Genomic DNA, 25,602 nt, shown 5'->3' on the forward strand with positions numbered 1-25,602 from the left:
CGCGTGCGGGGCGGAACGGGTGGGTGAACCGCTCCGGTCGCCCGGCGACGGCCCCTGACCGGCGGTACGTTCGCGGTGGTCGTCGCGTGTCCCGGCGCCACGTCCCGGGGCCCCGCCCCGGGCGCGCCGACAACCCGAACCAAGCCCACGTGGCCGAGGCTGGCGCGAAGGGGGATCCCGTGCGACGTGAGCTGGTCCCGCTCCTGGCCCTGATGTCGCTCCCGTTCCTGGCGTGCACCGCGCACCAGGGGCCGAGCGACCTGACCACCGCCCCGACCGGACCCAGCACGGCTCCCACCGGGGACGCCCGCGCGCGCTGGGTGAACGCGTTCTGCGGGGTCGACGTCGACCTGCGGGCCGCGCTGGCCAGGACGCTGGGCACGCAGCCGACGGGCGCGGACACCGTGCAGCTCAGGGCCTCCTACAGCCAGTCGCTGGGCGAGGCCGCCACCGCGTTGGAGCGGGCGGTGACCACCGTGGGCGAGTTGCGGCAGTCGCCGCCGGAGCCCGCGGCGGGCGAGGTGGCCCGGCGGACCGGGGAGGCGCTGACCGGTGTGAAGCAGAGCGTCGACGCGGCGAAGCTGCGGGTCGACCAGGCCAACCCGGCGAACCCCCAGCAGTTCCAGCAGGTCGTGCAGGGTGTCAGCCAGGACCTCAAGCAGCGGCTCGACCAGTTCCGGGACCCCACGGACGAGCTGAGGGTCAGCCGGGACCTGGAACGGGCCAGGGAGCACGCGCCGAACTGCCGGCAACTGGATGTGGCCCGTTCGACGGCGCCCACGGCGCCGACCGCCCCGGTGCCACCGGTGCCACCGGCGCCCACCACTCCCGCCACGCCGCCGACCGTGAAGTCCGTTCCGCCCACCTCCTAGACCGGACGGCTCGCGGGCGTCCCGGGGCTGACGCCTCGGAGTGGGTGGAAATGCCCCGGAAGGGGCGGGGGAGTCGGGGGACATGGCCTTCCTGCTATCGAACAAGCGTTCTAAGCTCGCGGGCGTGGGGCAGCTGTCCTTCTTCTCCGCCGACGCCAGGCCACCGCGCCTGGCGGACCTGGCCGGTCCGCTGTGCGGGCCGGGCCAGGCCGTGAGCGTCGGACGGGGCACGGCCGCGCGCGTCTCGGCCGTGGTGCCGGAGACGTGGCGGGCCGACGCGCTGCTCGCCGCGTGCGCCGAGCGCGGGGTGGCGGCGGAGGTCGCCACGTCCGAGGAGGGCTCCCCGCTGGTGCGGACGGCCTTCCACGCCGATCTCGTCCCGCTGGCGGCCGGTTGGCTGAGGGGCGCCGTGAAGGCGGTGCCCGCCGGCTTCGAGGTGGACGGGACGGTGCTCCGGTTGTGGGCTGTGGTGGCCGGACGCGCCGTGCCCGGGGGATACCTGATGGGGTTGGACGCCCACGCCCCCGACACCCACCGGCCGTTGGCCGAGGTGTTGGCCAGGGCTGGCCTGCCGGCCACGCTGGTGGGGGCGCGTGGCGGCGGCCCCGGACTGCGCGTCTCCGGCCGGCGCCGGCTGGCCCGCCTCGCCGAGTTCGTCGGCGGTCCGCCGAGCGGGTGCGGGACCGGGGAGTGGCCGGTGATCTGACGGGACCCGGACAGCGACTTTCGCCCGAACGGAGGAATTTCGGTCCGATCAGGTGAGTGTCCCTCTCACCCGTTCGGCTGGGACGGTCGGTCAGGGGGCGGCCCGGTGGCCGTGGCACTGGGGAGGATGCCGGGAGAGGAGCGGGCGTGAGCGCGGGAGGGCGCCCGCGGCGGCCCGGGCCGGACTCGGAGAGGGGGGCGACAGAGCGGGCGGAGACAGGCAGGTCGAGCGACGGGAGGGGGTGCGGGCGAGCCCCGCGTCTCCCGGCGCGAAAGCGTTGAGAGCTGACCGGTGCGCCGGTCGAAGGACAGGAACGAGGACGGGGAACGAGGACGACACTGGGACGTCCGTGAGGTGGGCGCCTCTTCCGGGGCCCTGGCGACGAGCAAGTGACCGGCGACACCGCGGTGTCGCCCACCGGGCCGCTCGCGCGGCGGACAGCCCGGGGCGTCGCCGCGTCGTCCCGGCACTGACCGCGAGGTGACGAGGCCCACCCCGGACGGGTGGACGGGGCGGGTGGAGGCTGCTCTCCGGGCGTGTCTGTGCGAGCCTCTTCCGTCACCCGGCGCAGCGTGCGGGGCTGCAGTCGGTGCACACTGGCGGGCCGGGACATAGGTAGAGCAGAGAGCAGGGCAGCGTGGCTGGGTCGACACGGACGAGGAGAAGCGGCGGGAGCGGAGCCTCCAGCGGTCGCCGGTTGGTGATCGTGGAGTCGCCCGCGAAGGCCCGCAAGATCGCCTCCTACCTGGGCAAGGACTTCCTCGTGGAGTCCTCGCGCGGCCACATCCGCGACCTGCCCCGGGGCGCGGCCGACGTGCCGACCAAGTTCAAGGGCCAGCCGTGGGCCCGGCTCGGCGTCGACGTCGACCACGACTTCGAGCCGCTCTACGTCGTCACCCCGGACAAGAAGGCCACCGTCAGCGAGCTCAAGGAGGCGCTGAAGGAGGTCGACGAGCTCTACCTCGCGACGGACGGCGACCGCGAGGGCGAGGCGATCGCCTGGCACCTGATGGAGACGCTCAAGCCCAAGGTGCCGGTGCACCGGATGGTCTTCTACGAGATCACCGAGCCGGCGATCCGCGAGGCGGCGGCCAACCCCAGGGAGCTGGACCAGCACCTGGTCGACGCGCAGGAGACCCGGCGCATCCTGGACCGGCTCTACGGCTACGAGGTCAGCCCGGTCCTGTGGAAGAAGGTCATGCCGAAGCTCTCGGCGGGCCGGGTGCAGTCGGTGGCGACCCGCATCGTGGTGGAGCGGGAGCGCGAGCGCATGCGGTTCGTGCCCGCCGCCTACTGGGACATCGCCGCGGTGCTGCGGACCGAGGCCGAGGCCGGAGCCGAGGACCAGCCGCACACCTTCGGCGCGCGGCTGGTCGCCGTGGACGGCGCGCGGGTGGCCACCGGCCGGGACTTCGGCCCGGACGGCCGGCTGCGCTCCGCCGAGGTCCGCCGCCTCGACGAGGCCGACGCGCGGCGACTGGCGGCGGGTCTGGCCGACGCCGAGCTGGCCGTCAGCAGCGTGGAGGAGAAGCCCTACACGCGGAAGCCCTACGCGCCGTTCATGACCTCCACGCTCCAGCAGGAGGCCAGCCGCAAGCTGCGGTTCTCGGCGGAGCGCACGATGCGCACCGCGCAGCGGCTGTACGAGAACGGCTACATCACCTACATGCGTACGGACTCCACGACGCTGTCCGACACGGCGATCACGGCGGCCCGCTCGCAGGCCCGCGAGCTGTACGGCGCGCAGTACGTCGCCGACAAGCCGCGCCAGTACACCCGCAAGGTCAAGAACGCCCAGGAGGCGCACGAGGCGATCCGCCCGGCCGGCGAGGTGTTCCGCACCCCCGGCGAGGTGGCGCGTGAGCTGGAGTCCGACGAGTTCAAGCTCTACGAGCTGATCTGGCAGCGGACCATCGCCTCGCAGATGGCCGACGCGAAGGGCACCACGCTCAGCGTCCGGATCACCGGCACGGCGGCCTCGGGTGAGGAGTGCGCCTTCGCGGCGTCCGGCCGCACGATCACCTTCGCCGGCTTCCTCAAGGCCTACGTGGAGGCGGTCGACGCCGAGGCCGGCGGCGAGGCCGACGACGCCGAGACCCGGCTGCCGAGGCTGCGCCAGGACCAGCCGCTGCACGCAGCCGAGCTGACCCCGGACGGGCACTCGACCAACCCGCCGCCGCGGTACACGGAGGCGAGCCTGGTCAAGGCCCTGGAGGAGCTGGGCATCGGCCGGCCCTCCACGTACGCCTCGATCATCAGCACCATCCAGGACCGCGGCTACGTGTGGCGGAAGGGCTCCGCGCTGGTGCCCTCCTGGGTGGCCTTCGCCGTGGTCGGTCTGCTGGAGCGGCACTTCGGCCGGCTGGTGGACTACGACTTCACCGCCGCGCTGGAGGACGAGCTGGACGCGATCGCGGCCGGCCGCCAGGAGCGCACCACCTGGCTGTCCGGGTTCTACTTCGGCGGCGCCGTCGGCCCGGAGGGATCGGTGGGCCGCTCCGGCGGGCTGAAGAAGCTGGTCGGCTCCAGCGTCGAGCAGATCGACGCGCGGGAGGTCAACTCCATCCCGCTGTTCACCGACGACGCCGGGCACACCGTGGTGGTCCGGGTCGGCCGGTACGGGCCGTACCTGGAGCGCGAGGTCGACGGGGAGTCGCAGCGGGCGAACCTGCCCGACGACCTGCCGCCGGACGAGCTGACCTCGGAGATCGCCGAGAAGCTGTTCGCCACCCCGCAGGAGGGGCGGTCGCTGGGCGCCGACCCGGCCACCGGGCACGAGATCGTGGCGAAGGAGGGCCGGTTCGGCCCGTACGTGACCGAGGTGCTGCCCGAGGGCGCCAAGGAGAAGCCGCGCACCGGCAGCCTGTTCAAGTCCATGGCGCTGGACACGCTGACCCTGGAGGACGCGCTCCGGCTGCTGTCGCTGCCCAGGGTGGTCGGGGTCGACCCGGAGAGCGGTGAGGAGATCACCGCGCAGAACGGGCGGTACGGGCCGTACCTGAAGAAGGGGTCCGACTCCCGCTCGCTGGCCAGCGAGGACGAGATCTTCACCGTCACCGTCGAGGAGGCGCTGAAGATCTACGCCGAGCCGAAGAAGCGGGGCCGGCGGACGGCGGCGGCCGCGCCGCCGTTGAAGGAGCTCGGCGACGACCCGACCTCCGGCAAGCCGGTCGTGGTCAAGGAGGGCCGCTACGGCCCCTACGTCACCGACGGCGAGACCAACGCCTCGCTGCGCAAGGGCGACGACGTCGAGACGCTGACCATGGACCGGGCCGCCGAGCTGCTGGCCGAGAAGCGCGCCAAGGGGCCGGCCCAGAAGAAGACGACGAGCCGGCGGAAGGCCGCCGCCAAGTCCTCCTGAGGCGGGCGGGGGCGTCGTCGGCGCCCCTTCTGGACGGACGACGTGCCCGGTGCACTGCCCCGCGGGGGCGGCGCACCGGGCACGTTCCGTCAGCTCCTCGATTCTTCGAAGCGTTGTTCGGGTGGAGTGGAGGCCACGGGTGTTCCGCTCCCGCTGGGGGTTGGGTATTCACCGCGTTCCGCGGTTGTTGGTCGTTGATCGCGGCAGTACTCCTCCCCGGCGCGTTCTTGTCGTATTCGGCATCGCGGTTGGTTCCTTCCGCTCGCCCGCCGGATGGGGGAAACGGCGGCCTCATTTTGCGATCTTGCATTCGTGCGGGAATCGTGACCGGGCGGTGCGCGCCGCGTGACGTTTCTCGATCTCCGCTCCCGGGAGGCCGGCAGCGGGGCGAGTTCGTCGGTTCGGCCGGTGCCCGGCGGTGCCCACCCGGCTCCGCGACGGCGCCCGGCCGTCAGCCGGCCCCGGCTACGCTGAGCACAGGCGGACGTGGAGTTCGCTGGTCGGATCGGGGGTGAGGACCATCCGGACAGGTCAGGACGTGACTGAGCGGGCCCGTTCCACGCGGCGGGCGGGCTCCGGCGCGTCCACCGCCCACCGAATGCGCAGTGTTCTCGCCATTCCCGCTTTTCGCCGGCTGTGGATGGTCTGCGCGCTGTGCAGCATTGGTGACTGGTTGTCGCTGCTCGCGTTGTCGGCGCTCGTCACCAAGATGACCGACGTCTACCTGGTGAAGAGTTTCGCGCTCAGCGCCGTGGTGGCCACCCAGTTGCTGCCCGCGATGTTGCTCGGCCCGTTGGGCGGGGTGCTCGCGGACCGGTTCGACCGCCGCAAGGTGATGGTGGTCGGCGATCTCCTGCGCTGCGCCCTGTTCCTGTCGATCGCGTTCGTCGGTGAGCTCTGGTGGCTGCTCATCGCGAACTTCCTGATCGGCGTCTGCGCGTTGTTCTGGATTCCGGCGAAGGACTCGTCGATTCCGAACCTGTTGCGCCGGCCGGACCAGGTGGAGACGGCGAACCAGCTCGGCCTGATGATGACCTACGGCATCTCGGTGATCACGGCGGCCGGGCTGTTCTCGGCGATCTCCGCGGTCGGGCCGACCCTGAACCTGCGCAGCGAGCTCGGACTGGCCTACATCATCGTCATCGTCAACGGCCTGCTCTACCTGACCTCGGCCGTGATGGTGGCGACCCGCGTCAAGGAGATCTCCGGGCGGCGCGGCCCGAGGGTCGCCGGGCACGCCCCGGTGGGCACGCCGCGCGAGGGCATCGAGCAGCCCGGCCTCTTCGCGATGCTGCGCGAGGGTGTGCGGTTCATCGGCACCACGCCGCTGATCCGCGGCCTGCTGGTCGGGATCGCCGGCGCCTTCGCCGCCGGCGGGGCGGTGATCGCCTGTGCCAAGCTGTACGCGGCCAGCCTGTCCGGCGGGGACACCGCCTACGGCATGCTCTTCTTCGCGGTGTTCCTCGGGCTCGGGCTGGGGATGGCCGCCGCGCCCCGGCTGGCCCAGCGACTGCCGCACAACCGGTTGTTCGGCATCGCCATCGTGCTCGCCGCGCTCGCGTTGGTCGTGGTCGCGCTGGCGCCGCACCTGTGGGTCGCGCTGGTGGCGGTGGCGCTGGTCGGGTTCTGCGCCGGCGCCGCCTTCCTGACCGGGCAGACGATCATCGGCTCGCAGGTCGAGGACGCGGTGCGCGGGCGGACCAACGCCATGGTCCAGCTCGTCATGAAGATCATTCTGTTCGGGGCGACCGCGGTGGTCCCGCTGCTGGTCGGCCTGGTGCGGCCGCGCACCGTCACGGTCTTCGGCGAGGAGATGCAGATCGACGGCACCCGACCGGTGCTGCTCGGCGCCGGCGTCGTCGCCGCGGTCGTCGGCGTGGTCGCCTACCGGCAGATGGACGACCGCCGCTCCGAGCCGATCCTGTCCGACCTGCTGCACGCCCTCCGGGGCGGCGACGACCGGCGTCGGAGCGGGGGCGGCCTGCTGATCGCCGTCGAGGGCGACACGATCGCCGACACGGCCACCCAGGCCCAGCGGCTGGCCGAGTGGCTGCGCTCCGGCGGCCGCGACGTGGTCCTCGCGGGCGACCCGGCGCTGGACGAGACCCGGCTGCGCGGCGTGCTGGACGGCGCGTCGCTCTCCGGGGCGCGGGCGCACGCGCTGGTCGCGGCGGCCGTGCGCGCGGACGTGGTCGAACGGCGGATCCGGCCGGCGCTGGCCTCCGGCGCGTTGGTGGTCATGGAGCGGTTCGTCGACAGCCCCCTGGCGCACCTGGGCGCGGCCAGCGGCCTCGGCCAGACCGAGCTGGAGGGGCTCGCCGACTGGGCGACCGGCCGGCTGCGGCCCGACGTCACCGTGCTGCTCGACCGCGACCCGGCGGGGTTGCGGGAACCGGAGCGCCCCGCGGAGGACCGTCCCCACGCGAGCGGCCTCGACAGCATGGAGCACCATTGGCGGGTGCAGCGCATCCTCACGGAGATGGCCGCCGCCGACCCGGACCGGTACGTCGTGGTGGACGGCGACGGGCCCGCGGACGAGGTGGCGCGGCGCGTGCGGGACGCCGTGCGGCCGGTCCTGGCCGAGCGCCGGGTGGCGGTGGCGGACGGCCCGTCCTCGCTGGCCCCGGGCGTGGAGACGCGGTGACCGCGGACGTGACCCCGAGCGGAGTGTGGGCCGACGTCGTCGGGCAGCCGGAGGCGGTCGGCGTGCTGGGCGCGGCGGCCAGGGCCGCGCACGACCTGGTGGCGGGCAACCCGGTCGCCCCGGGCGCGATGACCCACGCGTGGCTGTTCACCGGCCCACCCGGCTCCGGTCGGTCGGTGGCCGCGCGGGCCTTCGCCGCCGCCCTCCAGTGCGCGCGACCGCACGGGGCCGAGCCGGGCTGCGGGGAGTGCGGCGCGTGCCGCACCACGATGGCCGGCACGCACGCGGACGTGCGGGTCGTGGTGCCCGAGGGGTTGTCGATCTCGGTCTCGGAGATGCGCTCGCTGGTGCAGCTCGCCGCGCGGCGGCCGACCACCGGTCGGTGGCAGGTGGTGCTGGTCGAGGACGCCGACCGGCTCACCGAGGGCGCGGCCAACGCGTTGCTCAAGGCGGTCGAGGAGCCGCCGGACCGGACCGTGTTCCTGCTCTGCGCGCCCTCGGACCACCCCGAGGACGTGTCGGTGACGATCCGCTCGCGGTGTCGGGTGATCGCGCTGCGCACGCCCTCCGCCGAGGCGATCGCCGACGTCCTGCACCGCAGGGACGGGCTGGACGAGGAGACCGCCCGGTGGGCGGCCAGCGTCTGCGGCGGCCACGTCGGCCGGGCCCGGCGGCTGGCCACCGACCCGTCGGCCCGCAGCCGGCGGGAGGCCGTGCTCGCGGCCCCGCTCGGCCTGCGGCGGCTCTCCGACGTCTTCGACCGCGCCGACGACCTCGTCAAGGCCGCCGAGGCCGAGGCGGCGGCGGTCAGCGGGGCGCTGGACGAGGCCGAGCGCCAGGCGTTGGAGACCGCGATGGGCGCCGGCGGCACCGGCAAGGGCACCGCCTCGGCCACCAGGGGCGCCAAGGGCGCGCTCAAGGACCTGGAGAAGCGGCAGAAGTCCCGGGCCACCCGTACCCAGCGGGACGCGCTCGACCGCGCGCTGGTCGACCTGGCCGGCTTCTACCGGGACGTCCTGGTGACGGCCACGGGTGCCCAGGCCGCGCTGACCCATCCGGACCGCGCCGACGACGTGGTCCGGGCCGCCCGCCACTGGCGACCCGAGACTGTGCTCCGGCGGTTGGAGGCCGTGCTGGCCTGCCGTGAGGCGTTGGAGCGCAACGTCAAGCCGCGGATCGCCATCGAAGCGCTGCTCACAGCCCTTCACACGGGTGGTTAGGGCGTCGCACGCCTTTGCCCGGCGGGCGGGCCTGTCCGCCGGCAGTCGGAGATCAAAAGAGTTGTCCGCGCGCCGCGGGCGTTGTTAGCGTGCCGCTGGCGCGAGGGACGCGTGAACGCCCTGGTCAGGGGAGGTTGATGAATATGGCTGCCAGCAGCCGTGTTCAGCATGCCCTTGTCCGGTCCGCGCGGGGCTAGCGCGGACCGGGTCGTTCGAACGACCAGGAGTGTCGCGTGTTCTCCTTCTTCTCCCTGTCCGGCGCCGATCTCGTCACGAGCCGCCTCGTCCTGCGGACGTGGCCGACCGCCGAGCTCTCCGCCGTGCTGTCCGGCGTCCGCCTTCCGCACTGGGCGTCGGACTTCCCCGCCGAGGGCGACCAGGTGATCGCCGGTTTCGCGAGCGAGCACCCGGAGGCCCTGGGGGAGTACGGCCAACGCCAGATCACCGAGCGCGACAGCGGTCTGGTGGTCGGCTCGATCGGGCTGTTCTGGCCGCCGAGCGACGGTTGCCTGGAGATCGGCTACGGCGTCGTGGCCTCTCGGCGGGGCCGGGGGTACGCCACGGAGGCCACCAGGGCCCTCGTGGAGTTCGCCCTCACCGCGCCGGGCGTCCACACCGTGTGCGCCGACGTGGAGCTGGCTAACCCCGCCTCGGTCCGCGTGCTGGAAAAGGCAGGCCTGCGGCGGCGGAGCACCGGTGAGACGACAGCCAGTTTCCGAACCGTGTCGCCGGGGCTGACCCGACAGTGATCCAGGGCGGGATCGGCGGTGGCCACGCCGTCGCCGATCCCGCTTTGCCCGGGTCCGGGTGCCGGTCACGGCATGTCGGACTGGCGTACGTTCGAACGGCTTCGTTGTCCTGGCCGCAAGGAGCCTGTGGCCACCGAACTCCGCCGCTGGCCCCTTACCTCTCCTGCGACAGCCCCCACCCGCCCTGGGGGGCGAGCCCTGCTCCAGCCTATCGAGACCCAACCACCGAGCCCAGGCTGCGCCGCCGAGCTGTGGACAACCTCGACACCTGGGGATAAGTGCCTTCACCAACGGGTGGACATCACCAAGCCGGTGTCGACATCTGGTACACGCGTTGCCCGTCGTGTCAGCGGGCCAGCCAGCCACCGTCGACGGCCAGGATGTGCCCGTTGACGTAGTCGGACGCCGCCGAGGCCAGGAAGATGGCCGCGCCCACCAGGTCGGCTGGGCGGCCCCAGCGGCCGGCGGGGATCCGGGTCCGGATGGCCGCCTCGCGGTCGCCGTCCGCGCGGATCGGCGCCGTGCTCCTGGTCGCGATGTGCCCCGGGGCGATCGCGTTCACCTGCACGCCGTGCGGCCCCCACTCGTTGGCCAGCGCCTTGGTCAGCCCGGAGACCGCGCTCTTGCTGGCCGTGCAGGCGGGCAGCTGGATGCCGCCCTGGAAGCTGAGCAACGAGGCGATGTTGATGATCTTCCCGTTGCTCGGGCGGTGCGGGTGGTTGTCGGCCGAGTGGCAGCGGGCCAGCATCTGTCGCCCGACCGCCTGGCACAGCAGGAAGACCGAGTCCAGGTTCACCGTCAACACCCGGCGCCAGTCCCGCAGCTCGACCTCGGTGGCCTGTTCCCGGTGCACGATGCCCGCGTTGTTGACCAGAATGTCGATCTGCTGCCGGGCGAGGAGCCGGGACACGGCGGGCTCGACCCTGGCCAGGTCCGCCAGGTCCACGGCGAGCCGCTCGACCCGCCGGCCGGTGGCCGCGACCTCGGCCGCCACCCCGTCGAGGTCCTTGGTGCGGCTGAGCAGGACGATGTCCGCGCCCGCTCGGGCGAGGCCCACCGCGATGGCCCTGCCGATGCCGGTGCGTGCCCCGGTCACCAGCGCGGTGCGGCCCACGAGGGAGAACAGCTCGGTGCTCATTGGCGCTGCCCCGCTTCCGCGGCCGAGAGAGCGCCCGGCGCCGGTCGGCCGCGCCCCAGGTCGGCGGTCCGGGCGGCGCCCGCCCCCGCGAGCGCTCGTTTCCAGGGGATCACATCGCGGTGACGGTGTGTGACGGCTGATCCGGTGATCGTCGTAACGACTCAGCCACCCGTCCGCCCACTTCCGCACCGGGGCCGCCTCGAACCCGGCCCAACCGGCTTCGACCAGAGCGTTGTCGTGACGTCGGAACAATCGGGCGCCGGCCGTTCGGCGGTACCCACCTGCTTCGATCGGTCGTGGACGCCCGTCTTCTGGCTCCGTTCCGACAGCACCGCATGGACTAGACCGAATGGCTGTGGCGCTGGTGCGTTCGGCGGGCGAAACCGACACCGGAGTGAGACTCCCATCACCTCTGGCCCGCTGGAGGGGATACCCGTCGGTGACCCCTCTCCTCGCCCGCTACACTGGGTCCCGCCTCGCCGCCTTAGCTCAGTCGGCCAGAGCGACGCACTCGTAATGCGTAGGTCGTGGGTTCGATTCCCACAGGCGGCTCCAGCACCTGACGAGGGCCTTTCCGGATCACGGAAAGGCCCTCGTCGCGTTCGGGGTCGCAGTTTGGGTTGCGGTTCACTCCTGGCCGTCGCTGTGGTGTCACTCGGTGGCGGACCAGCCGAGCCAGTGGTGGACGTGGATGCGCACGACCGGTCCGGGTGGCGGGTTGTCCTGGTACTGCGGGTACTTCGCGCACAGCAGGAGTAGGGCGTCCTCTGCCTCCGGCCAGCCGCTGACGATCTCGGCTTCGCCGTCGGCGCGCACCCACCACAGCTGGCTCCAGTCCTCCTCGTAGTGGTCCACGAGCAGGCTCACCATGTTGTTCTGTGCGATGTTGCGCAGGCGGCGCGGGTGGGGGGAGTCCTTGGGTTTGGCGTCGATGGCCGTCCAGACGTCGTCCCCGGTGTCGCCGGCGTTGTCGGTGTCGTTCTCGGCGACGGCGAAGACGACCGGCACGAGGTGGGGCGCGCCGTCCGCGCCGACGGTCGCGAGCCGGGCGACGCGGGCGGTGGCGAACCGGGCGCGCGCCAGGGCCGGGTCCATCCGCACGGGTCCAGGGTAGTCGTGATCACACCCGGTCGGCCGCTTCCCCGAGGGGCGGGGGCGGGCGATCCTGACGCGGTGGCCGACGTCATCGCCCCGCTTCTCGACACTCTCCCGGTGCCCCGGCGGCCGGAGGACCGCGCGCGGGTGCGGCAGCTCGCCGGACTGCTCGTCCCCGGCGAGCCGGTTCGCGCCGTGACCACCGGGCGGTCCGGCGACCAGGGCGAGGTGCTGCTCGCGGTGACCGACCGCCGCGTCGTCGGCCTGACCGACGACGAGCGGGTGCTGACGATCCCGCTGTCCGAGGTGGCGTACGTGGCGACCTCGGGTGACTCCCGGGCCGGCGGGGCGGTGGCCGTGCACGGCCCCACGGGCACGCTGCGGGTGGCTGACATGCCGTTCCGGTTGGCCCAGGAGTTCGCCGCCGCGGTGCGGGCGGGTGTGCTGGCTGTCGCCTGAGCGACCCCACCCTCCTCACTGAGGGTCATCGTTGACCGGGGCCGCTGGTCCACTCGGGTGAGCCGTTGGTCGCTGTGCCTCCATTTGGGTGATGGTGATCACGTTCCGGCGGGGGACAGGCTGCCGCCATGCGTCCCGACCTCGAACAACGCCTGGCCGTGATTCCCCGGCGCCTGCGGGCGCGGCACGGCGACGACGCGCGTCGGCTCGACCTGATGCTCGCCCCCGACGAGCGGGTCCGCGCCGTCACCGCCGGTCCGCTGCTGGGGCAGGGGAACGCGCTGGTCGTGGTGACCGACCGGCGCATCCTCGGCGCCGGCCCCGGGTGGACGACCTCCGTGCCGTACGGCCAGCTCAGCGGTGTCGTCGCCGATCGCCGGCTCGTGCTCCTCAGCACCGTCACCATCCACGCCGCGGGGCGCGTGTGGGCGCTGCGCTCGCCCCGGCAGGCGGCCGACGAGTTCGTGGCCGCCGTGCGGCAAGCCGCCGGCCTGGCCAGTCCGGTGTAGCGGACGCGACCGTCGACGCCCCGGGCGGGGATCGGGCACGCTCCGACCGTGCCGGAAACTCCTTCGCCCCGAACGGGCCACGTCTACGTCAGTCGCGCGCTCACCGACGCCGCGATGCGCAGGTTGTCCGAGCTCGACGTGCCGGTCGTGGTCCACCCGGACCCGGACCGCCCGCCCACCCGCGCGGAACTGCTGGCCGGAGTGTCCGGCGCCGCCGGGGTGATCGCCCTGCTGACCGAGCGGGTCGACGAGGAGCTGCTCGTCGCGGCCGGCGACCAGCTCCGCGTGGTGGCCAACGTCGCGGTCGGGTTCGACAACGTGGACGTGGCCGCGGCCGGACGGCGCGGTGTCGTCGTCACCAACACCCCCGACGTGCTCGACGAGGCCACTGCCGACCTGGCGTTCGGCCTCCTGCTGGCGGTCTCCCGGCGGGTCGTCGAGGCGGACCGCTTCCTGCGCTCGGGCGCGCCGTGGAGCTGGGCGCCCACGTTGTTCACCGGCCTGGACGTCTCGGCCGGGGCGACGCTCGGGATCGTCGGGCTGGGGCGGATCGGGATGGCGGTCGCCCGTCGGGCGCGCGCGTTCCGGATGCGGGTTCTCGCGACGGGTCGGCGCGCGCACGGCGCGGAAGCCGCGGCCCTGGGCGTTCAACCGTCCACATTGGATGAACTGTTGGAGCGCGGCGACGTGGTGAGCCTGCACTGCCCGCTCACGCCGCAGACCCGGCACCTGATCGACGAGCGGGCGTTGGCTCGCATGAAGCCGACGGCGATCCTCGTGAACACCGCGCGCGGTCCCGTCGTCGACGAGGCCGCGCTCGTCGCGGCCCTGCGGGACGGGGTGATCGCGGGCGCCGGACTGGACGTGTTCGAGAACGAGCCCGAGGTGCACCCGGGCCTGCTGGGGCTGGACAACGTCGTGCTGGTGCCGCACATCGGCAGCGCCGGACTGGCGACCAGGGACGCCATGGGGCTGCTGGCGATCGACAACGTCGCCGCCGTCCTCGCCGGGCGGCCCCCGCTGACGCCGGTGACCGGCTGAGCTGCCGAGGTCCTCGGGGCGGCGGCGGTGCCCCCACTTGTCCACTGTGGACATATGTCTGGTGGTGGCACCGCCGTCCCCGGGAAAGTCCGTTCAGGTCACGGGAACCTGGAGGCGAGCGACGCCTCCGTGGGGGCGGGGTCAGCGGTGGGGCTTGAGGGTCCAGACGACGGTCAGCTCACCGGTGGTCTCGCCGTCGGCGTTGGTGAGCGTGACGTGGACGGGGAACTCGGGTCGCTGCCCGGCGTCGAGCTCCGCGACGACCTCCTCGACGGTGCGGCCGAGCACCGCGTCGGCGCGCAGCGGGCCGAGCGCGAGCTTGCGGTACCGGATCTCCGCGTGGGCGACCAGCGGGGTCGCCCGGCCGAGCTGCTCGGCGAAGGACGCCATCACCACGGCGCCGGAGGCGGTCTCGCCCGCGCCGAACATCATCGCGGCGTGCGGGCCGCCGACGTGGTTGCGGGTGTTCTCGTGGTCGGGCAACGCCACCACGACCCGGCCCGGCTCGGTGGCCAGGAACTCGATGCCGGCCGTGCGCACCCACGGCACCGCCTGGGCCATCAGGTCGCCGAGCTGCTTGTTGTCGATGTCCACGGCCCGGATGTTACTGGCCGGTAGCTTAATGGGGAAGGCGGGGATTTCCTGGCGGCGGTGGCGCCCGCCCGCGGGGCGCGGGCGCCACCGCCCGTTCGGTCAGTGGACGTGGCTGAGCGCGCGGTCCGCCGGTCCGCCCGTCAGGAGGTGGGTCAGCTCCTTCAGGCGCCGGACGCGCCCGTCGTGGCCGATCTCGCAGAACGTGTAGACCTCCAGCACGACGGCCGCGCCGTCGGTCTTCCGGCCGCGGACCGTGTGGGTCTCGGCGAGGGTGACCCCGTCGAAGAGCACCTCGCGGACCTCGATCTCGCCGCCGCGCAGGGTGTCGCGGACGGTCCGGACGTGTCGCGCGAACTCGGCCCGGTCGAGCCTGTTCCCGTCGACGTACTGCTCGTAGTGTGGTGCGAAGTAGGTGCTGACCGCCTCTTCGACGTCCTCGATGCCGCCGAGCAGCACGTCGCGCAACATCGCCTCGACGAATCTCCGGGGGCTCATCCCCTGGATGGTCCGACTCATCACGCCTCCCCAGTAAAATGCGTGCAGCATGCACGATACGCCCCTGACGGATGCGTGCAAGGCGCACGTATCATGCGGGCATGGTCGAAGACGACGTCGTGGCGCGGGAGCGGGCGCTGAACGCGCTCGACTGCGCCGCCGGGGCGATGGTGCAGCGGGCGAACCGGGTGCACCTGTACGGCGAGATGCTGCGCGCGGCCGGTCTGGCGGTCGAGGACGCGCTCTACCCGGTGATCAACGCGGTCGCCGCGCTCGGCCCGGCCAGGGTGGCCGACGTGTCCGCGACGGCGGGGATCGGGCCGACGACCGGCAGCCGCCACCTCAGCCAGCTCGAACGACTCGGCGTCGTGCGGCGCACCGCCGACCCGGCCGACGCCCGGGTCGCCCTGGTCGAGCTCACCCCGCACGGCCGGCGGATCGCCGAGCGGCTGCGCGACTCCCGGCGGCGGATCTTCGCGGAGCTGGTCTCGGACTGGTCCGACGCCGAGGTGGAGCGGTTCTCCCGGCAGCTCCAGCGGTTCGTGGACCGCATCGCGGAGCGGCGCGCCCGCTGACCGCGTCCGCAGGCGGGCGTCGGGCGTCGGGCGCTGGGCGGAGGTCCACCGGCGCGTGGCCTCCCGGGGGAGCGGGCCACCCCGCCCGCACCTGGTCACCGGCCACCTCCCCTACCATCGACGCGTCGCGACTGGCGTGATCGGGTGGAAACAACCACCGGGGAGCGAGCGGCGGGACCAGGGGCCGGGCGACCGCGCTCCCGCGCCCGCCGACGACAGGACCGGGAGCGGGGCGACCCGCGGAACGGGGCACCGTACGCCTGGGTGCTCCGCCCGGACGACGACGCGTCCCAGGAGACAGCCGTGCACCAGCCGCCCATCCCGCACCTCGCCAGCGCTGACCCCGAGCTCGGTCGGCTCGTGGAGGCCGAGGCCGAGCGCCAGCACCAGAAGATCCGGCTGATCCCGTCGGAGAACTACGTCTCCGCCGCGGTGCTGGAGGCGACCGGCACCGTCCTCACCAACAAGTACTCCGAGGGCTACCCCGGCCGGCGGTACTACGAGGGCCAGCAGGTCATCGACCCCGTCGAGCGGCTGGCCGTGCGGCGCGCGAAGGAGCTGTTCGGCGTCGACCACGCCAACGTGCAGCCCTACTCCGGCTCGCCGGCGAACCTGGCCGTCTACCTCGCCTTCTGCCAGCCGGGCGACACCGTGATGGGCATGGCGCTGCCGATGGGCGGCCACCTGACCCACGGTTGGAGCGTCTCGGCCACCGGCAGGTGGTTCCGGTCGGTGCAGTACGGCGTGCGCCAGGACACCGGCCGCGTCGACATGGACGAGGTGCGCGACCTGGCGCTGGCCGAGCGGCCGAAGGTCATCTTCTGCGGCGGCACCGCGATCCCGCGCACCATCGACTTCCCCGCCTACGCGGAGATCGCGCGCGAGGTCGGCGCCGTGCTGGTGGCCGACATCGCGCACATCGCCGGCCTGATCGCGGGTGGCGCGCACCCGTCGCCGGTCGGGCACGCCCAGGTCATCTCGACCACCACGCACAAGACGCTGCGCGGTCCGCGCGGCGCCATGCTGATGTCGGACGCGGAGCACGCGTCGGCGCTGGACAAGGCGGTGTTCCCCGGCCTGCAGGGCGGTCCGCACAACCACACCACCGCCGCCATCGCGGTGGCGCTCAGGGAGGCCGCCACCGAGGAATTCCGGGCCTACGCCCATGCCGTGGTGGCCAACGCGAGGGCTCTCGCCGAGGCGCTGGTCGAGCGGGGCTACGACCTGGTGTCCGGCGGCACGGACAACCACCTGATCCTGGTCGACCTGACCAACCGGGGCATCGGTGGCAAGCCGGCCGCCCGGGCGCTGGACCGGGCGGGTATCGAGCTGAACTACAACACCGTCCCGTTCGACACGCGGAAGCCGTTCGACCCCTCCGGCATCCGGCTGGGCACGCCGGCGATCACCACGCGTGGCCTGGGCGTCGAGCAGATGCCGCGCCTCGCGGGGTGGATCGACGAGGCGATCCGGGCCGCCGACCGGGGCGAGGACGCCGTCCTCGACCGGATCGCCGGGGAGGTCCGCGAACTGCTCGCCGGGTACCCGATGCCCGGCTGGGCCTGACCGCTCCTTCGGTTCGGGCTCCGGTCCACCCCCGGTCTGACCACGTCGTTCGCTCCGTCCAGGCGCCGCGCACGCCCGTGCGCGGCGCCTGGACGTTCTTCGGGCTCGAACGGGAAGAAGATCGAGGGCGCGGTGGTTACCCCTCCCCGGGAAGAGTCACCTGCCCGGGGGTCGTGAGCTCGGGGGAAAACCAGTTGGACTGCCCCTCGAACGGGGCAACAATGCTCACTTGCGGTGATCACTGCTGCGCAGCGTTAGTTCCTTCGGGGACATAGCTCACAAAGAAAGAACTTGCGGAGGTCAACCATCAACTCGCATGCTTGTATCGACCAAGTACTTGGATGATGCAAGCAACGAGGTGTGACGTGGGCCACGCGGAACCGGCGGAGACAGGGGACCCGTCGGGCCCCGAGGAGGCGGCCCCGAAGGCGTGCGGCGAGGTGGCGGAGGCGGAGCTCCAGGTGGGCGACGAGATCGGCCGCCACCTCATCCGGCTCATGCGGGTCATGGGCAACGCGCACGCCCAGGTGGTCAAGGCGAACCCGGAGGGGATGGAGAAGGCGGCGTTCATCCTGCTGTGCGCCGTCGTGGAGCACGGGCCGCTCCGCTCCGGGGAACTCGCGGAGAAGGTGCACGCCGACCCGTCGACGATCAGTCGACAGGTCGCCCAGCTCGTCAAGGCCGGCCTGGTCGAGCGGCAGGCCGACCCGGCGGACGGGCGGGCCAGCGTGCTGGTGGTCACCGACGCCGGCCTGCGGCTGCTGGAACGCAACCGGCGGCTGCGCGGCCGGCACATCGCACTGATCGTCTCGGACTGGCCGGAACCCGACCGGCGGCGGTTCGCCGAGCTGCTCGGCCGGTACGCCACCTCCTACGAGAACTACCTACCGACTTTGATCGCCGAGCTGGTGGCGGAAGCCCGCTCGGGAGGGGAGAACTGATGTCGGACACCGACGCGCGCGCCGTACCGGCGCCCGCGGGGGGCTCCGGTGCGCTCTCGCACCGGCAGATCGTGACGATCCTGTCCGGGCTGATGCTCGGCATGCTGCTCGCCGCGCTCGACCAGACCATCGTCAGCGCGGCCATGCGCACCATCGCCGACCAGCTCCACGGGCAGAGCGCGCAGGCGTGGGCCACCACCGCCTACCTGATCACGTCCACGATCTCGACGCCGCTGTACGGCAAGCTGTCCGACATCTACGGTCGCCGGCCGTTCTACCTCGCGTCGATCTCGATCTTCCTGATCGGCTCGGCGCTGTGCGGCGTCGCGGGCTCGATGTACGAGCTGGCCGCGTTCCGCGCCGTGCAGGGCCTGGGCGCCGGTGGCCTGTTCTCGCTGGCCATCGCGATCATGGGTGACATCATCCCGCCGCGGGAGCGGGGTCGCTACCAGGGCTACTTCATGGCCGTCTTCGGCTCGGCCTCGGTGCTCGGCCCGGTGGTCGGCGGCTTCTTCGCCGGCCTGGACACCTTCGTCGGCGTCACCGGGTGGCGCTGGGTGTTCCTGATCAACCTGCCGATCGGCGTCGTCGCGCTGATCGTGGTGAGCAAGGTGCTGAAGCTGCCGCACAACCGGGTGAACCACCGGGTGGACTACCTGGGCGCGATCGCCCTCACCGTGGGGCTGGTGCCGCTGCTGCTCGTCGCCGAGCAGGGCAGGGAGTGGGGCTGGACCTCCGGCAACTCGATCGCGATGTACGCGATCGGCGTGGTCGGCCTGGTGCTGTTCGTGCTCGCCGAGCGGCGGATGGGCGACGAGGCGGTGCTGCCGCTGCGGCTGTTCCGCAGCCCGGTGTTCAGCCTCGGCAACATCCTCAACTTCATCGTCGGCATCGGCATGTTCGGCGGCCTGCTCTCGCTGCCGCTGTACCTGCAGATCGTCAAGGGCACCAGCCCGACCGCGTCCGGCCTGCTGATGGTGCCGCTGACCCTGGGCATCATCCTCGCCACCGGCGTCAGCGGTTCGATGATCTCCCGCACCGGCCGCTACCGGATCTTCCCGATCATCGGCTCCGGGGCGATGGCCGTCTCGCTGCTGCTGTTCTCCCGGATCGGCGTCGACACGCCGCTGTGGGAGCCCTGCCTGACCATGGTGCTGATGGGCGCCGGCCTGGGCCTGTGCATGCAGACCCTGGTCATGGCGGTGCAGAACGACGTCGAGCCGAAGGACATGGGCGTGGCCACCGCCTCGGCCACGTTCTTCCGGCAGACCGGCGGCACCGTCGGCGCGGCGGTGTTCATGTCGATCCTGTTCGGCGTGGTCGGCGACCGGATCGCCAACGCGTTCCGCGACGCCGCCCAGACCGCGTCGTTCCAGTCCGCGCTGTCCGACCCGGCCGTGCTGGCCAACCCGGGCAACCAGCCGGTGCTCCAGATGCTCAAGGGCGGGCAGCAGGGCGGCGCGGCGCCGTCCCTGGACGACACGTCGTTCCTCGCCAACCTCGACCCGCGGCTGGCGCGGCCGTTCCTGGAGGGCTTCTCCAGCTCGATGGACACGGTGTTCCTGGCCGGCGCGGCCGTGATGGTGGTGGCCTTCGTGCTCAACTTCTTCCTGAAGGAGGTCCCGCTGCCCACCAAGTCCAACCTGGAGCGGGTCGAGGACGAGCGCGAGGCGCTGCCCACGATCGGGCACTGAACGTCGGGCACTGAGCTCCTGGGAGCGCTGACCCCGTACACGAGTCCGCCCCGTCACCTGACCAGGTGACGGGGCGGACTCGTCTGTTCGGGTGGAACCGGCCGCTCCGCCCCCGCGCCGCGGGGGCGGAGCGGCCGGGCGGCTCAGTGGCCGCCGTGCTCCTTCAGCCGCTCGTACGAGCGACGGATCTCGGCCTCGGCCTCGGAGCGGCCGACCCAGGTCGCGCCCTCCACGCTCTTGCCCGGCTCGAGGTCCTTGTAGACCTCGAAGAAGTGCTGGATCTCCAGCTTGTGGAACTCGGGCAGGTGGTGGATGTCCCGCAGGTGCTCGGTGCGCGGGTCCTCGGCCGGGACGCACAGCACCTTGTCGTCGCCGCCCTTCTCGTCCGTCATCCGGAACATGCCGATCGCGCGGCAGCGGATGAGGCAGCCGGGAAAGGTGGGCTCCTGGACCAGCACGAGCGCGTCCAGCGGGTCGCCGTCCTCGCCGAGGGTGTCCTCCACGAAGCCGTAGTCGGCCGGGTACTGGGTCGCGGTGAACAGCGTCCGGTCGAGACGGATGCGGCCCGTCTCGTGGTCCATCTCGTACTTGTTCCGCTCCCCCTTGGGGATCTCGATCGTGACGTCGAACTCCACCGGATTTCCTCGCTTCAGGTCCTCGACGCGCGGCGACACCCGCCCGCCACGTTGTCACTAGTGTGGACTAAGCGTCCGGATCCGCCCGCACCCGCGCGGCATCCCCCCGTCCGGACCGTGCCGTACGTCACTTCGGGGGCGTGAGCTCCGAACGTCGTCGGGGGCCCCGACGTCCGTGAGGACGGGGTGGCTCCCCCGCCGGGGGCCGCCGGCGCGGCGGCCGGAGAGCGCCCGACAGCCGAGCGAGGAGGACCGCGTGCCCGGACCGGAGCAGCCGCGCGAGCACGACGCGCCGCAGGGCGGGTGGCCGCCCGCCGGCGGCGGCCCGCAGGGGAGTCCCGGCCCGGCGGGCGCGGAACCCCCGACCGTGCGCGTCCCGGTCGCCCAGCCAGCCGAGACCGAACGGGTGGAGTGGCCGCCAGCCCCGCCGCCACCGGGCGGGGAACCGACCGTCCAGGTCAGCCGGGCCAGCCAGGCGGACCCGGTCGAGTCCGAGCGCCCTACCGACCAGCACACCGTGCGGGACCGGCAGTGGCCGGACCCGATCGACAACGCCACGGCGCGCCTGGACCCCGAGACGTTGCGCATGCGGCGGTCGGAGCCGACGTGGCCGCCGGCGGAACCGCCCAGGGCCACGCCGACGCGGGTGGGGCCGGCAGCCGCCGACCAACCCCCCGCCCAGCCCGCCGCGCCGCCGGCAGCGGTGCCGGTGTGGCCCCAGGCGGGAGACCAGCCGCAGCAGCCGCCCCGACCGGGGGACACCGGCCCCCAGCCGCCGGTGCCGGCGCAGCCGACAGCGCCCGTTCAATCGACAGCGCCCGTTCAACCATCGGCGCCGGCGCAACAGACAGGGCCAGCTCAACAGACAGCGCCGAGCCAGCCGAACGACCAGCCGCCGACGCCGCCCGGAGCGGGCGGGCCGGTCGCGGACACCCCGCCGGAGGGGCAACGCCCGCCGCGCCGCCGGCGGCGGCGCGTGTGGGCGGCTGTGGCCCTCGTGGTGGTCGCCGGGCTCGGCGTGGGCGCCGCCGTGTGGGGCGCGCCCGTCGCGCGCCGGTTCGGCCTGCTCGGCGCGGACGCCACCACCGCGGCCCCGCCGGCTCCGGTCGAGGCGCGGCCCGCCCTCCGGGCCGTCGCCGGGGACGCTCCCGCGCCCACCAGAGCCGGGGTGGCCAAGGCGCTCCAGCAGCCGCTGGCGAACCCGGACCTGGCCCGGCTCACCGGCGTCGTCGTCGACCCCGCCACCGGGGAGACGCTGTGGGAGCAGGGTCCGACCGAGCAGATCGTGCCCGCCTCCACCAACAAGGTCCTCACCGCGGCCGCGGCGCTGCTCACGCTGGACGCCCAGTCGCGGTTCAGCACGAAGGTCGTGGCCGGGCCGGACCCGGAGACCGTCGTGCTGGTCGGCGGCGGCGACCCCACGCTCTCCCTCGGCAAGGGCTCCCTCTACCCGGGGTCCGCGCGGCTCGCCGACCTCGCCGCGCAGGTGAGGGGCCAGCTCGGCGGTCCCGTGCGCCGGGTCCTCGTCGACACCAGCCGGTACGGGGAGACCTGGCCCGGCGGCGCCATCTGGGACGCCAGGGACATCGCGGGCGGCTCGATCACCTACATCACGCCGGTCATGCTCGACGGGGGCCGGGTGTCCCCGCTGGTCTGGAGCGGCACCCGGCACCAGGACCCGGCGGGGCAGGCCGGGACCGAGCTGGCGAAGGCGATCGGAGCGACCGGCGCCGCCGTCTCGGTCGGGAGCGCCCCGGCGAACGCCAGGGTGCTGGGCGAGGTCGCCTCGCCCACCGTGCAGCAGCTCGTCGAGACCACCCTGCTGATCTCGGACAACGTGGTCGCCGAGACGCTGGCCAAGGAGGTCGCCAGGGCCAGGGGCAAGGAGCCGACCTTCGCCAACTCCGCGGCCGCGGTGCGCGAGACGTTGACGCAGAACGGCTTCGACCTCAGCGGCGTGACGACCGTCGACGGCAGCGGTCTGGCGCTGACCAACCACCTGTCCGCCCGGGTGCTGGCCGACGTGCTGGCCGTGGCGGCGGCCCCGGACGGCTCGCCGAAGGCCGACGCGCGGACGGCGAAGCTGCGCCCGCTCCTGCGCGGCCTGCCGGTGGCCGGCTCGCCCAGCGGCACGCTGGACGACCGCTACGACGCCGAGGACGGCACGGCCGGGGGCCGGGGGTGGGTGCGCGCCAAGACCGGCAGCCTCAGCGAGGGCAAGCTGGTGAACGGCCTGTCGGGCGTCGTGCTCGACCGGGACAACCGGCTGCTCGTCTTCGCCCTGGTCTCGAACGGCTCCCAGCAGGACCCGGGACGCCGGGCCCTGGACTCCGTCGCCAGCGCGCTGCGCGGATGCGGGTGCCGGGGCTGACGCGCCGGCATCGACGCCTGTGTTGACAGGGCGTGACAACCGCCGGCGCGGATCATCCCTCGAACGGGGGCGCGGTGGCTGGGACGAGTGGGGATGTCCGGTTCGTCGCGCTGTGCGCCGTTGCCGGGTAGCGTCGCCGGTGTGAACGCGGGGTCCACTGCCCGAGCGCTTCCCGTGGCCGACGGTCCGGCCTCGGTGGACTGGAACGTCGCCGCCCTGACCGCGAGCCGGCTCGTCCGGCCGGGTCCGGCCGTGCCGCTGGCGGAGGCCGAGACCACCGTCAACCAGCTCCGCGCGCTGGCCGGCCGGGCCGAGGGGCACGTCAGGGAGCTGACCGGCATGGGGGACGGCCTGCCCCTGCTGCCCGCCGAGGTGGTGGACCGCCCCGGCTGGGTCCGGGGCGCCGCCGAGGGCCTGGCCGTCCTGACCGGCGGCGGGTTCCCCCCGCTCGGGCCCGGTCGGCTGCCGGCCCTGCTCTCCGGCACCGCGGGCGTCCAGGCCGGCGTGGTGCTCGCCTACCTCGCCAGCCGCGTCCTGGGCCAGTACGACCCGTTCGGCGGGCCGGACGGGGGCGGTCGGCTGCTGCTCGTCGCGCCGAACGTCGTCTCGGCCCAACGCGCCCTCGACGTGCCGCCGGAGGACTTCCGCATGTGGGTGTGCCTGCACGAGGCCACCCACCGGCTCCAGTTCACCGCCGTGCCCTGGCTGCGCGCCCACTTCGCCGCCGAGGTCGGCCGGCTGCTGGAGCACCTCGACGACACCGCCGCGGGCGTCGTGTCCCGGCTCCCGGACGCGCTGCGCGAGATGCTGCGCCGCGACCGCGCCGGCGGGCCGCCGGTGGCCCTGGTGGAGCTCCTCCAGGGGCCGGACCAGCGCGCCGTGCTCGACCGGCTCATCGCGCTGTCGACGCTCCTCGAAGGGCACGCCGACCACGTCATGGACGCGGTCGGCCCGACCGTCGTGCCCACCGTCGCGACGATCCGCGCCCGGTTCACCGCGCGCCGCCGGGGTGGCGGCCTCGCCGACCGGGTGCTGCGCGCCCTGCTCGGCGTGGACGCCAAGGTGCGCCAGTACGCCCAGGGCGCGGAGTTCACCCGCCAGGTCGTCGACGCGGTGGGCATGACCGGCTTCAACGCGGTGTGGCACAGCCGGGAGACGCTGCCGACCAGGGCGGAGATCGCCGAGCCCCGGGCGTGGGTGCGGCGGGTGCACGGATAGGCCGTGGGACCCCACCCCGCCGTCGCCGCGACCAGGACGGCGGTGCGCCACCTGCTCGACGGCGCGGGCGAGCACCTGGGCTCCGGTGCGCTCGCGGTCGCGTGCTCCGGGGGCGCGGACTCGCTCGCCCTGGCCGCCGCGGCGACGCACGTCGCGTCGCACCGGGGGCTTCGGGTCCACGGGCTGGTCGTGGACCACGGCCTGCAGGCCGGGTCGGACCGGGTCGCGCGCACCGCCGTCGAGCAGCTCAGCGCGCTCGGCTGCGCCGAGGCGAGGGTGCTGACCGTGCGGGTGGACGGCCCCGGCGGGCCGGAGGCCGCCGCGCGTCGCGCCCGGTACGCCGCGCTGGACGGCGCCCGACCGCCGGGCGCGCTCGTGCTCCTCGGGCACACCCGGGACGACCAGGCGGAGACCGTCCTGCTCGGCCTCGGCCGGGGGTCCGGGCCGCGATCCATCGCCGGGATGCGCCCGCTGGACCCGCCGTGGGCCCGCCCGCTGCTCGACGTGTCGAGGGCCACGACGGCCGCGGCGTGCGCGGCGCTCGGCCTGCGTCCGTGGGTCGACCCGCACAACGCCGACCCGCGCTACACGAGGGTGCGGTTGCGTGCCGAGGTCCTGCCCCTGCTGGAGGACGTGCTCCGGGGAGGCGTCGCCGAGGCGTTGGCGCGGACCGCGGCGCAGCTCCGGGAGGACGGGGACGCGTTGGACGAGCTCGCGGCGGAGCTGCTCGCCAGGGCCCGGACCAGGGTCGACGACGGCCCCGACGAAGGCCCGGCCGACGGAGCCGGAACGGACCCGGGGATCGCCGCGCCGGCGCTGGCCGCCGCGCCCGTCGCGCTGCGCCGCCGCGCGCTCCGTGCTTGGCTGCTCTCGGGCGGGGTGAGCGGGCTCACCGACCAGCACCTGCGCCGGGTGGACGCGCTGGTCGGCGCGTGGCGGGGGCAGGGCGGGGTGGCGTTGCCCGGCGGCTTGGTGGTGCGGCGGGCGCATGGCAGGCTGCACCTCGACCGTCCGCGGCAGGGGGGCTGAGCCAGGCGGAACCGTGGTCAGCCCCGGCCCGGGTGCCCCGCACGATCCGGATGCGGGCCCGAAGCAGTTTCGGCGGCGAGGGAGAGGGGAAGCCGGCCGTGTACGAGGGCGACATCGCCTCCGTGCTGATCTCCGAGCAGCAGATCCGCGACAAGATCGACGAACTGGCCAAGCAGGTGGCGGCCGACTACCCGGCCGAGGGCCGGCCGTCGGACCTGCTGCTGGTCGGCGTGCTCAAGGGCGCCGTGATGTTCATGACCGACTTCGCCAGGGCCCTGCCGGTGCCCGCGCAGCTGGAGTTCATGGCGGTCAGCTCCTACGGCTCGGCCACGTCCTCGTCGGGCGTGGTGCGGATCCTGAAGGACCTCGACCGGGACATCGCCGGCCGGGACGTGCTGATCGTCGAGGACATCATCGACTCCGGTCTGACGCTGTCCTGGCTGTTGAAGAACCTGGCCTCGCGGCGGCCCGCCTCGCTGGAGGTGTGCACCCTCCTGCGCAAGCCGGACGCGGTGAAGGTCGACGTGCCGGTGCGGTACGTGGGCTTCGACATCCCCAACGAGTTCGTCGTCGGCTACGGGCTGGACTACGCCGAGCGGTACCGCGACCTGCCCTACATCGGCACGCTGGACCCCAGGGTCTACAGCTGAGGCGCGGGGGCGCCGGCCCGCCCGGCGCCCCACCAGGCCG

General features: G+C 73.7%; 22 protein-coding genes and 1 tRNA gene. 18 read left to right on the forward strand and 5 right to left on the reverse strand.

Going from position 1 to position 25,602, the window contains the following annotated elements:
• The first annotated feature begins 179 nt into the window (after window positions 1-179).
• From BUE43_RS04560 to BUE43_RS04585, 6 genes are all read left to right on the forward strand, one after another.
• Window positions 180-872, forward strand: a complete 693-nt coding sequence (locus BUE43_RS04560; protein ID WP_073479977.1) for a hypothetical protein — start codon at window positions 180-182, stop codon at window positions 870-872.
• Window positions 873-996: 124 nt separating this feature from the next.
• Window positions 997-1,578: a hypothetical protein gene (locus BUE43_RS04565; protein ID WP_073479978.1), complete on the forward strand. Its 582-nt coding sequence runs from the start codon at window positions 997-999 to the stop codon at window positions 1,576-1,578.
• Between the two features lie 637 nt (window positions 1,579-2,215).
• Complete coding sequence (gene topA, locus BUE43_RS04570; protein ID WP_073479979.1) at window positions 2,216-4,939, forward strand: type I DNA topoisomerase; 2,724 nt, start codon at window positions 2,216-2,218, stop codon at window positions 4,937-4,939.
• A gap of 598 nt (window positions 4,940-5,537) precedes the next feature.
• Window positions 5,538-7,583 carry a bifunctional MFS transporter/dTMP kinase gene (locus BUE43_RS04575; RefSeq protein ID WP_083959371.1) on the forward strand — a complete coding sequence of 682 codons (2,046 nt, stop codon included), beginning with the start codon at window positions 5,538-5,540 and terminating at the stop codon, window positions 7,581-7,583.
• A complete protein-coding gene (locus BUE43_RS04580) occupies window positions 7,580-8,803 on the forward strand; it encodes a DNA polymerase III subunit delta' (RefSeq protein WP_073479980.1) in 1,224 nt (407 codons plus the stop codon). Before BUE43_RS04575 ends, BUE43_RS04580 begins: the two co-directional genes overlap by 4 nt.
• 233 nt (window positions 8,804-9,036) lie before the next feature.
• On the forward strand, window positions 9,037-9,552 hold the full coding sequence (locus BUE43_RS04585; RefSeq protein ID WP_073479981.1) for a GNAT family N-acetyltransferase: 516 nt from the start codon (window positions 9,037-9,039) through the stop codon (window positions 9,550-9,552).
• A gap of 346 nt (window positions 9,553-9,898) precedes the next feature.
• Here the strand turns inward: BUE43_RS04585 and BUE43_RS04590 are convergent, their stop codons facing one another.
• Window positions 9,899-10,690: an SDR family oxidoreductase gene (locus BUE43_RS04590; protein ID WP_073479982.1), complete on the reverse strand. Its 792-nt coding sequence runs from the start codon at window positions 10,688-10,690 to the stop codon at window positions 9,899-9,901.
• Between the two features lie 478 nt (window positions 10,691-11,168).
• On the opposite strand from BUE43_RS04590, the gene BUE43_RS04595 reads away from it, so the two are divergent.
• Window positions 11,169-11,245 (forward strand) — tRNA-Thr (locus tag BUE43_RS04595).
• A gap of 96 nt (window positions 11,246-11,341) precedes the next feature.
• Here BUE43_RS04595 and BUE43_RS04600 read toward each other — a convergent pair.
• Window positions 11,342-11,791: a TIGR03668 family PPOX class F420-dependent oxidoreductase gene (locus BUE43_RS04600; protein ID WP_073479983.1), complete on the reverse strand. Its 450-nt coding sequence runs from the start codon at window positions 11,789-11,791 to the stop codon at window positions 11,342-11,344.
• 72 nt (window positions 11,792-11,863) lie between these two features.
• On the opposite strand from BUE43_RS04600, the gene BUE43_RS04605 reads away from it, so the two are divergent.
• The 3 genes from BUE43_RS04605 (at window position 11,864) to BUE43_RS04615 (ending at window position 13,794) form a co-directional block, all read left to right on the forward strand.
• Window positions 11,864-12,244, forward strand: a complete 381-nt coding sequence (locus BUE43_RS04605) for a hypothetical protein (RefSeq protein ID WP_073479984.1) — start codon at window positions 11,864-11,866, stop codon at window positions 12,242-12,244.
• Between the two features lie 128 nt (window positions 12,245-12,372).
• A complete protein-coding gene (locus BUE43_RS04610) occupies window positions 12,373-12,753 on the forward strand; it encodes a PH domain-containing protein (protein ID WP_073479985.1) in 381 nt (126 codons plus the stop codon).
• Window positions 12,754-12,801: 48 nt separating this feature from the next.
• Window positions 12,802-13,794 carry a 2-hydroxyacid dehydrogenase gene (locus BUE43_RS04615; protein WP_073479986.1) on the forward strand — a complete coding sequence of 331 codons (993 nt, stop codon included), beginning with the start codon at window positions 12,802-12,804 and terminating at the stop codon, window positions 13,792-13,794.
• A 141-nt stretch (window positions 13,795-13,935) separates the two neighbouring features.
• Here the strand turns inward: BUE43_RS04615 and BUE43_RS04620 are convergent, their stop codons facing one another.
• Together BUE43_RS04620 and BUE43_RS04625 are read right to left on the reverse strand one after the other, a co-directional pair.
• Window positions 13,936-14,388, reverse strand: a complete 453-nt coding sequence (locus tag BUE43_RS04620; RefSeq protein ID WP_234995527.1) for a DUF4442 domain-containing protein — start codon at window positions 14,386-14,388, stop codon at window positions 13,936-13,938.
• A gap of 99 nt (window positions 14,389-14,487) precedes the next feature.
• Window positions 14,488-14,883, reverse strand: a complete 396-nt coding sequence (locus BUE43_RS04625) for a nuclear transport factor 2 family protein (protein WP_073479987.1) — start codon at window positions 14,881-14,883, stop codon at window positions 14,488-14,490.
• A 101-nt stretch (window positions 14,884-14,984) separates the two neighbouring features.
• On the opposite strand from BUE43_RS04625, the gene BUE43_RS04630 reads away from it, so the two are divergent.
• From BUE43_RS04630 to BUE43_RS04645, 4 genes are all read left to right on the forward strand, one after another.
• Window positions 14,985-15,458, forward strand: a complete 474-nt coding sequence (locus BUE43_RS04630) for a MarR family winged helix-turn-helix transcriptional regulator (RefSeq protein ID WP_073479988.1) — start codon at window positions 14,985-14,987, stop codon at window positions 15,456-15,458.
• Between the two features lie 303 nt (window positions 15,459-15,761).
• On the forward strand, window positions 15,762-17,024 hold the full coding sequence (locus tag BUE43_RS04635) for a serine hydroxymethyltransferase (RefSeq protein ID WP_073480286.1): 1,263 nt from the start codon (window positions 15,762-15,764) through the stop codon (window positions 17,022-17,024).
• A gap of 365 nt (window positions 17,025-17,389) precedes the next feature.
• Window positions 17,390-17,965: a MarR family winged helix-turn-helix transcriptional regulator gene (locus BUE43_RS04640; RefSeq protein ID WP_234995528.1), complete on the forward strand. Its 576-nt coding sequence runs from the start codon at window positions 17,390-17,392 to the stop codon at window positions 17,963-17,965.
• Complete coding sequence (locus BUE43_RS04645) at window positions 17,965-19,659, forward strand: MDR family MFS transporter (RefSeq protein WP_073479989.1); 1,695 nt, start codon at window positions 17,965-17,967, stop codon at window positions 19,657-19,659. Before BUE43_RS04640 ends, BUE43_RS04645 begins: the two co-directional genes overlap by 1 nt.
• Window positions 19,660-19,802: 143 nt before the next feature.
• Here the strand turns inward: BUE43_RS04645 and BUE43_RS04650 are convergent, their stop codons facing one another.
• Window positions 19,803-20,294, reverse strand: a complete 492-nt coding sequence (locus BUE43_RS04650; protein WP_073479990.1) for an inorganic diphosphatase — start codon at window positions 20,292-20,294, stop codon at window positions 19,803-19,805.
• A gap of 256 nt (window positions 20,295-20,550) precedes the next feature.
• On the opposite strand from BUE43_RS04650, the gene BUE43_RS04655 reads away from it, so the two are divergent.
• The 4 genes from BUE43_RS04655 to hpt all read left to right on the forward strand — a co-directional run bounded on the left by BUE43_RS04655 (window position 20,551) and on the right by hpt (window position 25,562).
• On the forward strand, window positions 20,551-22,665 hold the full coding sequence (locus tag BUE43_RS04655; protein ID WP_073479991.1) for a D-alanyl-D-alanine carboxypeptidase/D-alanyl-D-alanine-endopeptidase: 2,115 nt from the start codon (window positions 20,551-20,553) through the stop codon (window positions 22,663-22,665).
• Between the two features lie 141 nt (window positions 22,666-22,806).
• Window positions 22,807-23,883, forward strand: coding sequence for a zinc-dependent metalloprotease (locus BUE43_RS04660; RefSeq protein ID WP_234995529.1), 1,077 nt, complete (start codon window positions 22,807-22,809; stop codon window positions 23,881-23,883).
• A 3-nt stretch (window positions 23,884-23,886) separates the two neighbouring features.
• Entirely contained in the window at window positions 23,887-24,912 is a 1,026-nt protein-coding gene (gene tilS, locus BUE43_RS04665) for a tRNA lysidine(34) synthetase TilS (RefSeq protein ID WP_073479993.1), read from the forward strand.
• Window positions 24,913-25,010: 98 nt separating this feature from the next.
• Window positions 25,011-25,562: a hypoxanthine phosphoribosyltransferase gene (hpt, locus tag BUE43_RS04670; RefSeq protein ID WP_073479994.1), complete on the forward strand. Its 552-nt coding sequence runs from the start codon at window positions 25,011-25,013 to the stop codon at window positions 25,560-25,562.
• Window positions 25,563-25,602 lie beyond the last annotated feature (40 nt).

The organism is Streptoalloteichus hindustanus, assembly GCF_900129375.1.
Classification (GTDB): domain Bacteria; phylum Actinomycetota; class Actinomycetes; order Mycobacteriales; family Pseudonocardiaceae; genus Streptoalloteichus; species Streptoalloteichus hindustanus.

Excerpts from the sequence above, each read along its gene's own strand:
- BUE43_RS04630 (WP_073479988.1), top strand. The coding sequence starts at position 14,985 with ATGGTCGAAGACGACGTCGTGGCGCGGGAGCGGGCGCTGAACGCGCTC.
- BUE43_RS04645 (WP_073479989.1), top strand. The coding sequence starts at position 17,965 with ATGTCGGACACCGACGCGCGCGCCGTACCGGCGCCCGCGGGGGGCTCC.
- BUE43_RS04610 (WP_073479985.1), top strand. The coding sequence starts at position 12,373 with ATGCGTCCCGACCTCGAACAACGCCTGGCCGTGATTCCCCGGCGCCTG.
- BUE43_RS04590 (WP_073479982.1), bottom strand. The coding sequence starts at position 10,690 with ATGAGCACCGAGCTGTTCTCCCTCGTGGGCCGCACCGCGCTGGTGACC.
- BUE43_RS04625 (WP_073479987.1), bottom strand. The coding sequence starts at position 14,883 with ATGAGCCCCCGGAGATTCGTCGAGGCGATGTTGCGCGACGTGCTGCTC.
- BUE43_RS04575 (WP_083959371.1), top strand. The coding sequence starts at position 5,538 with ATGCGCAGTGTTCTCGCCATTCCCGCTTTTCGCCGGCTGTGGATGGTC.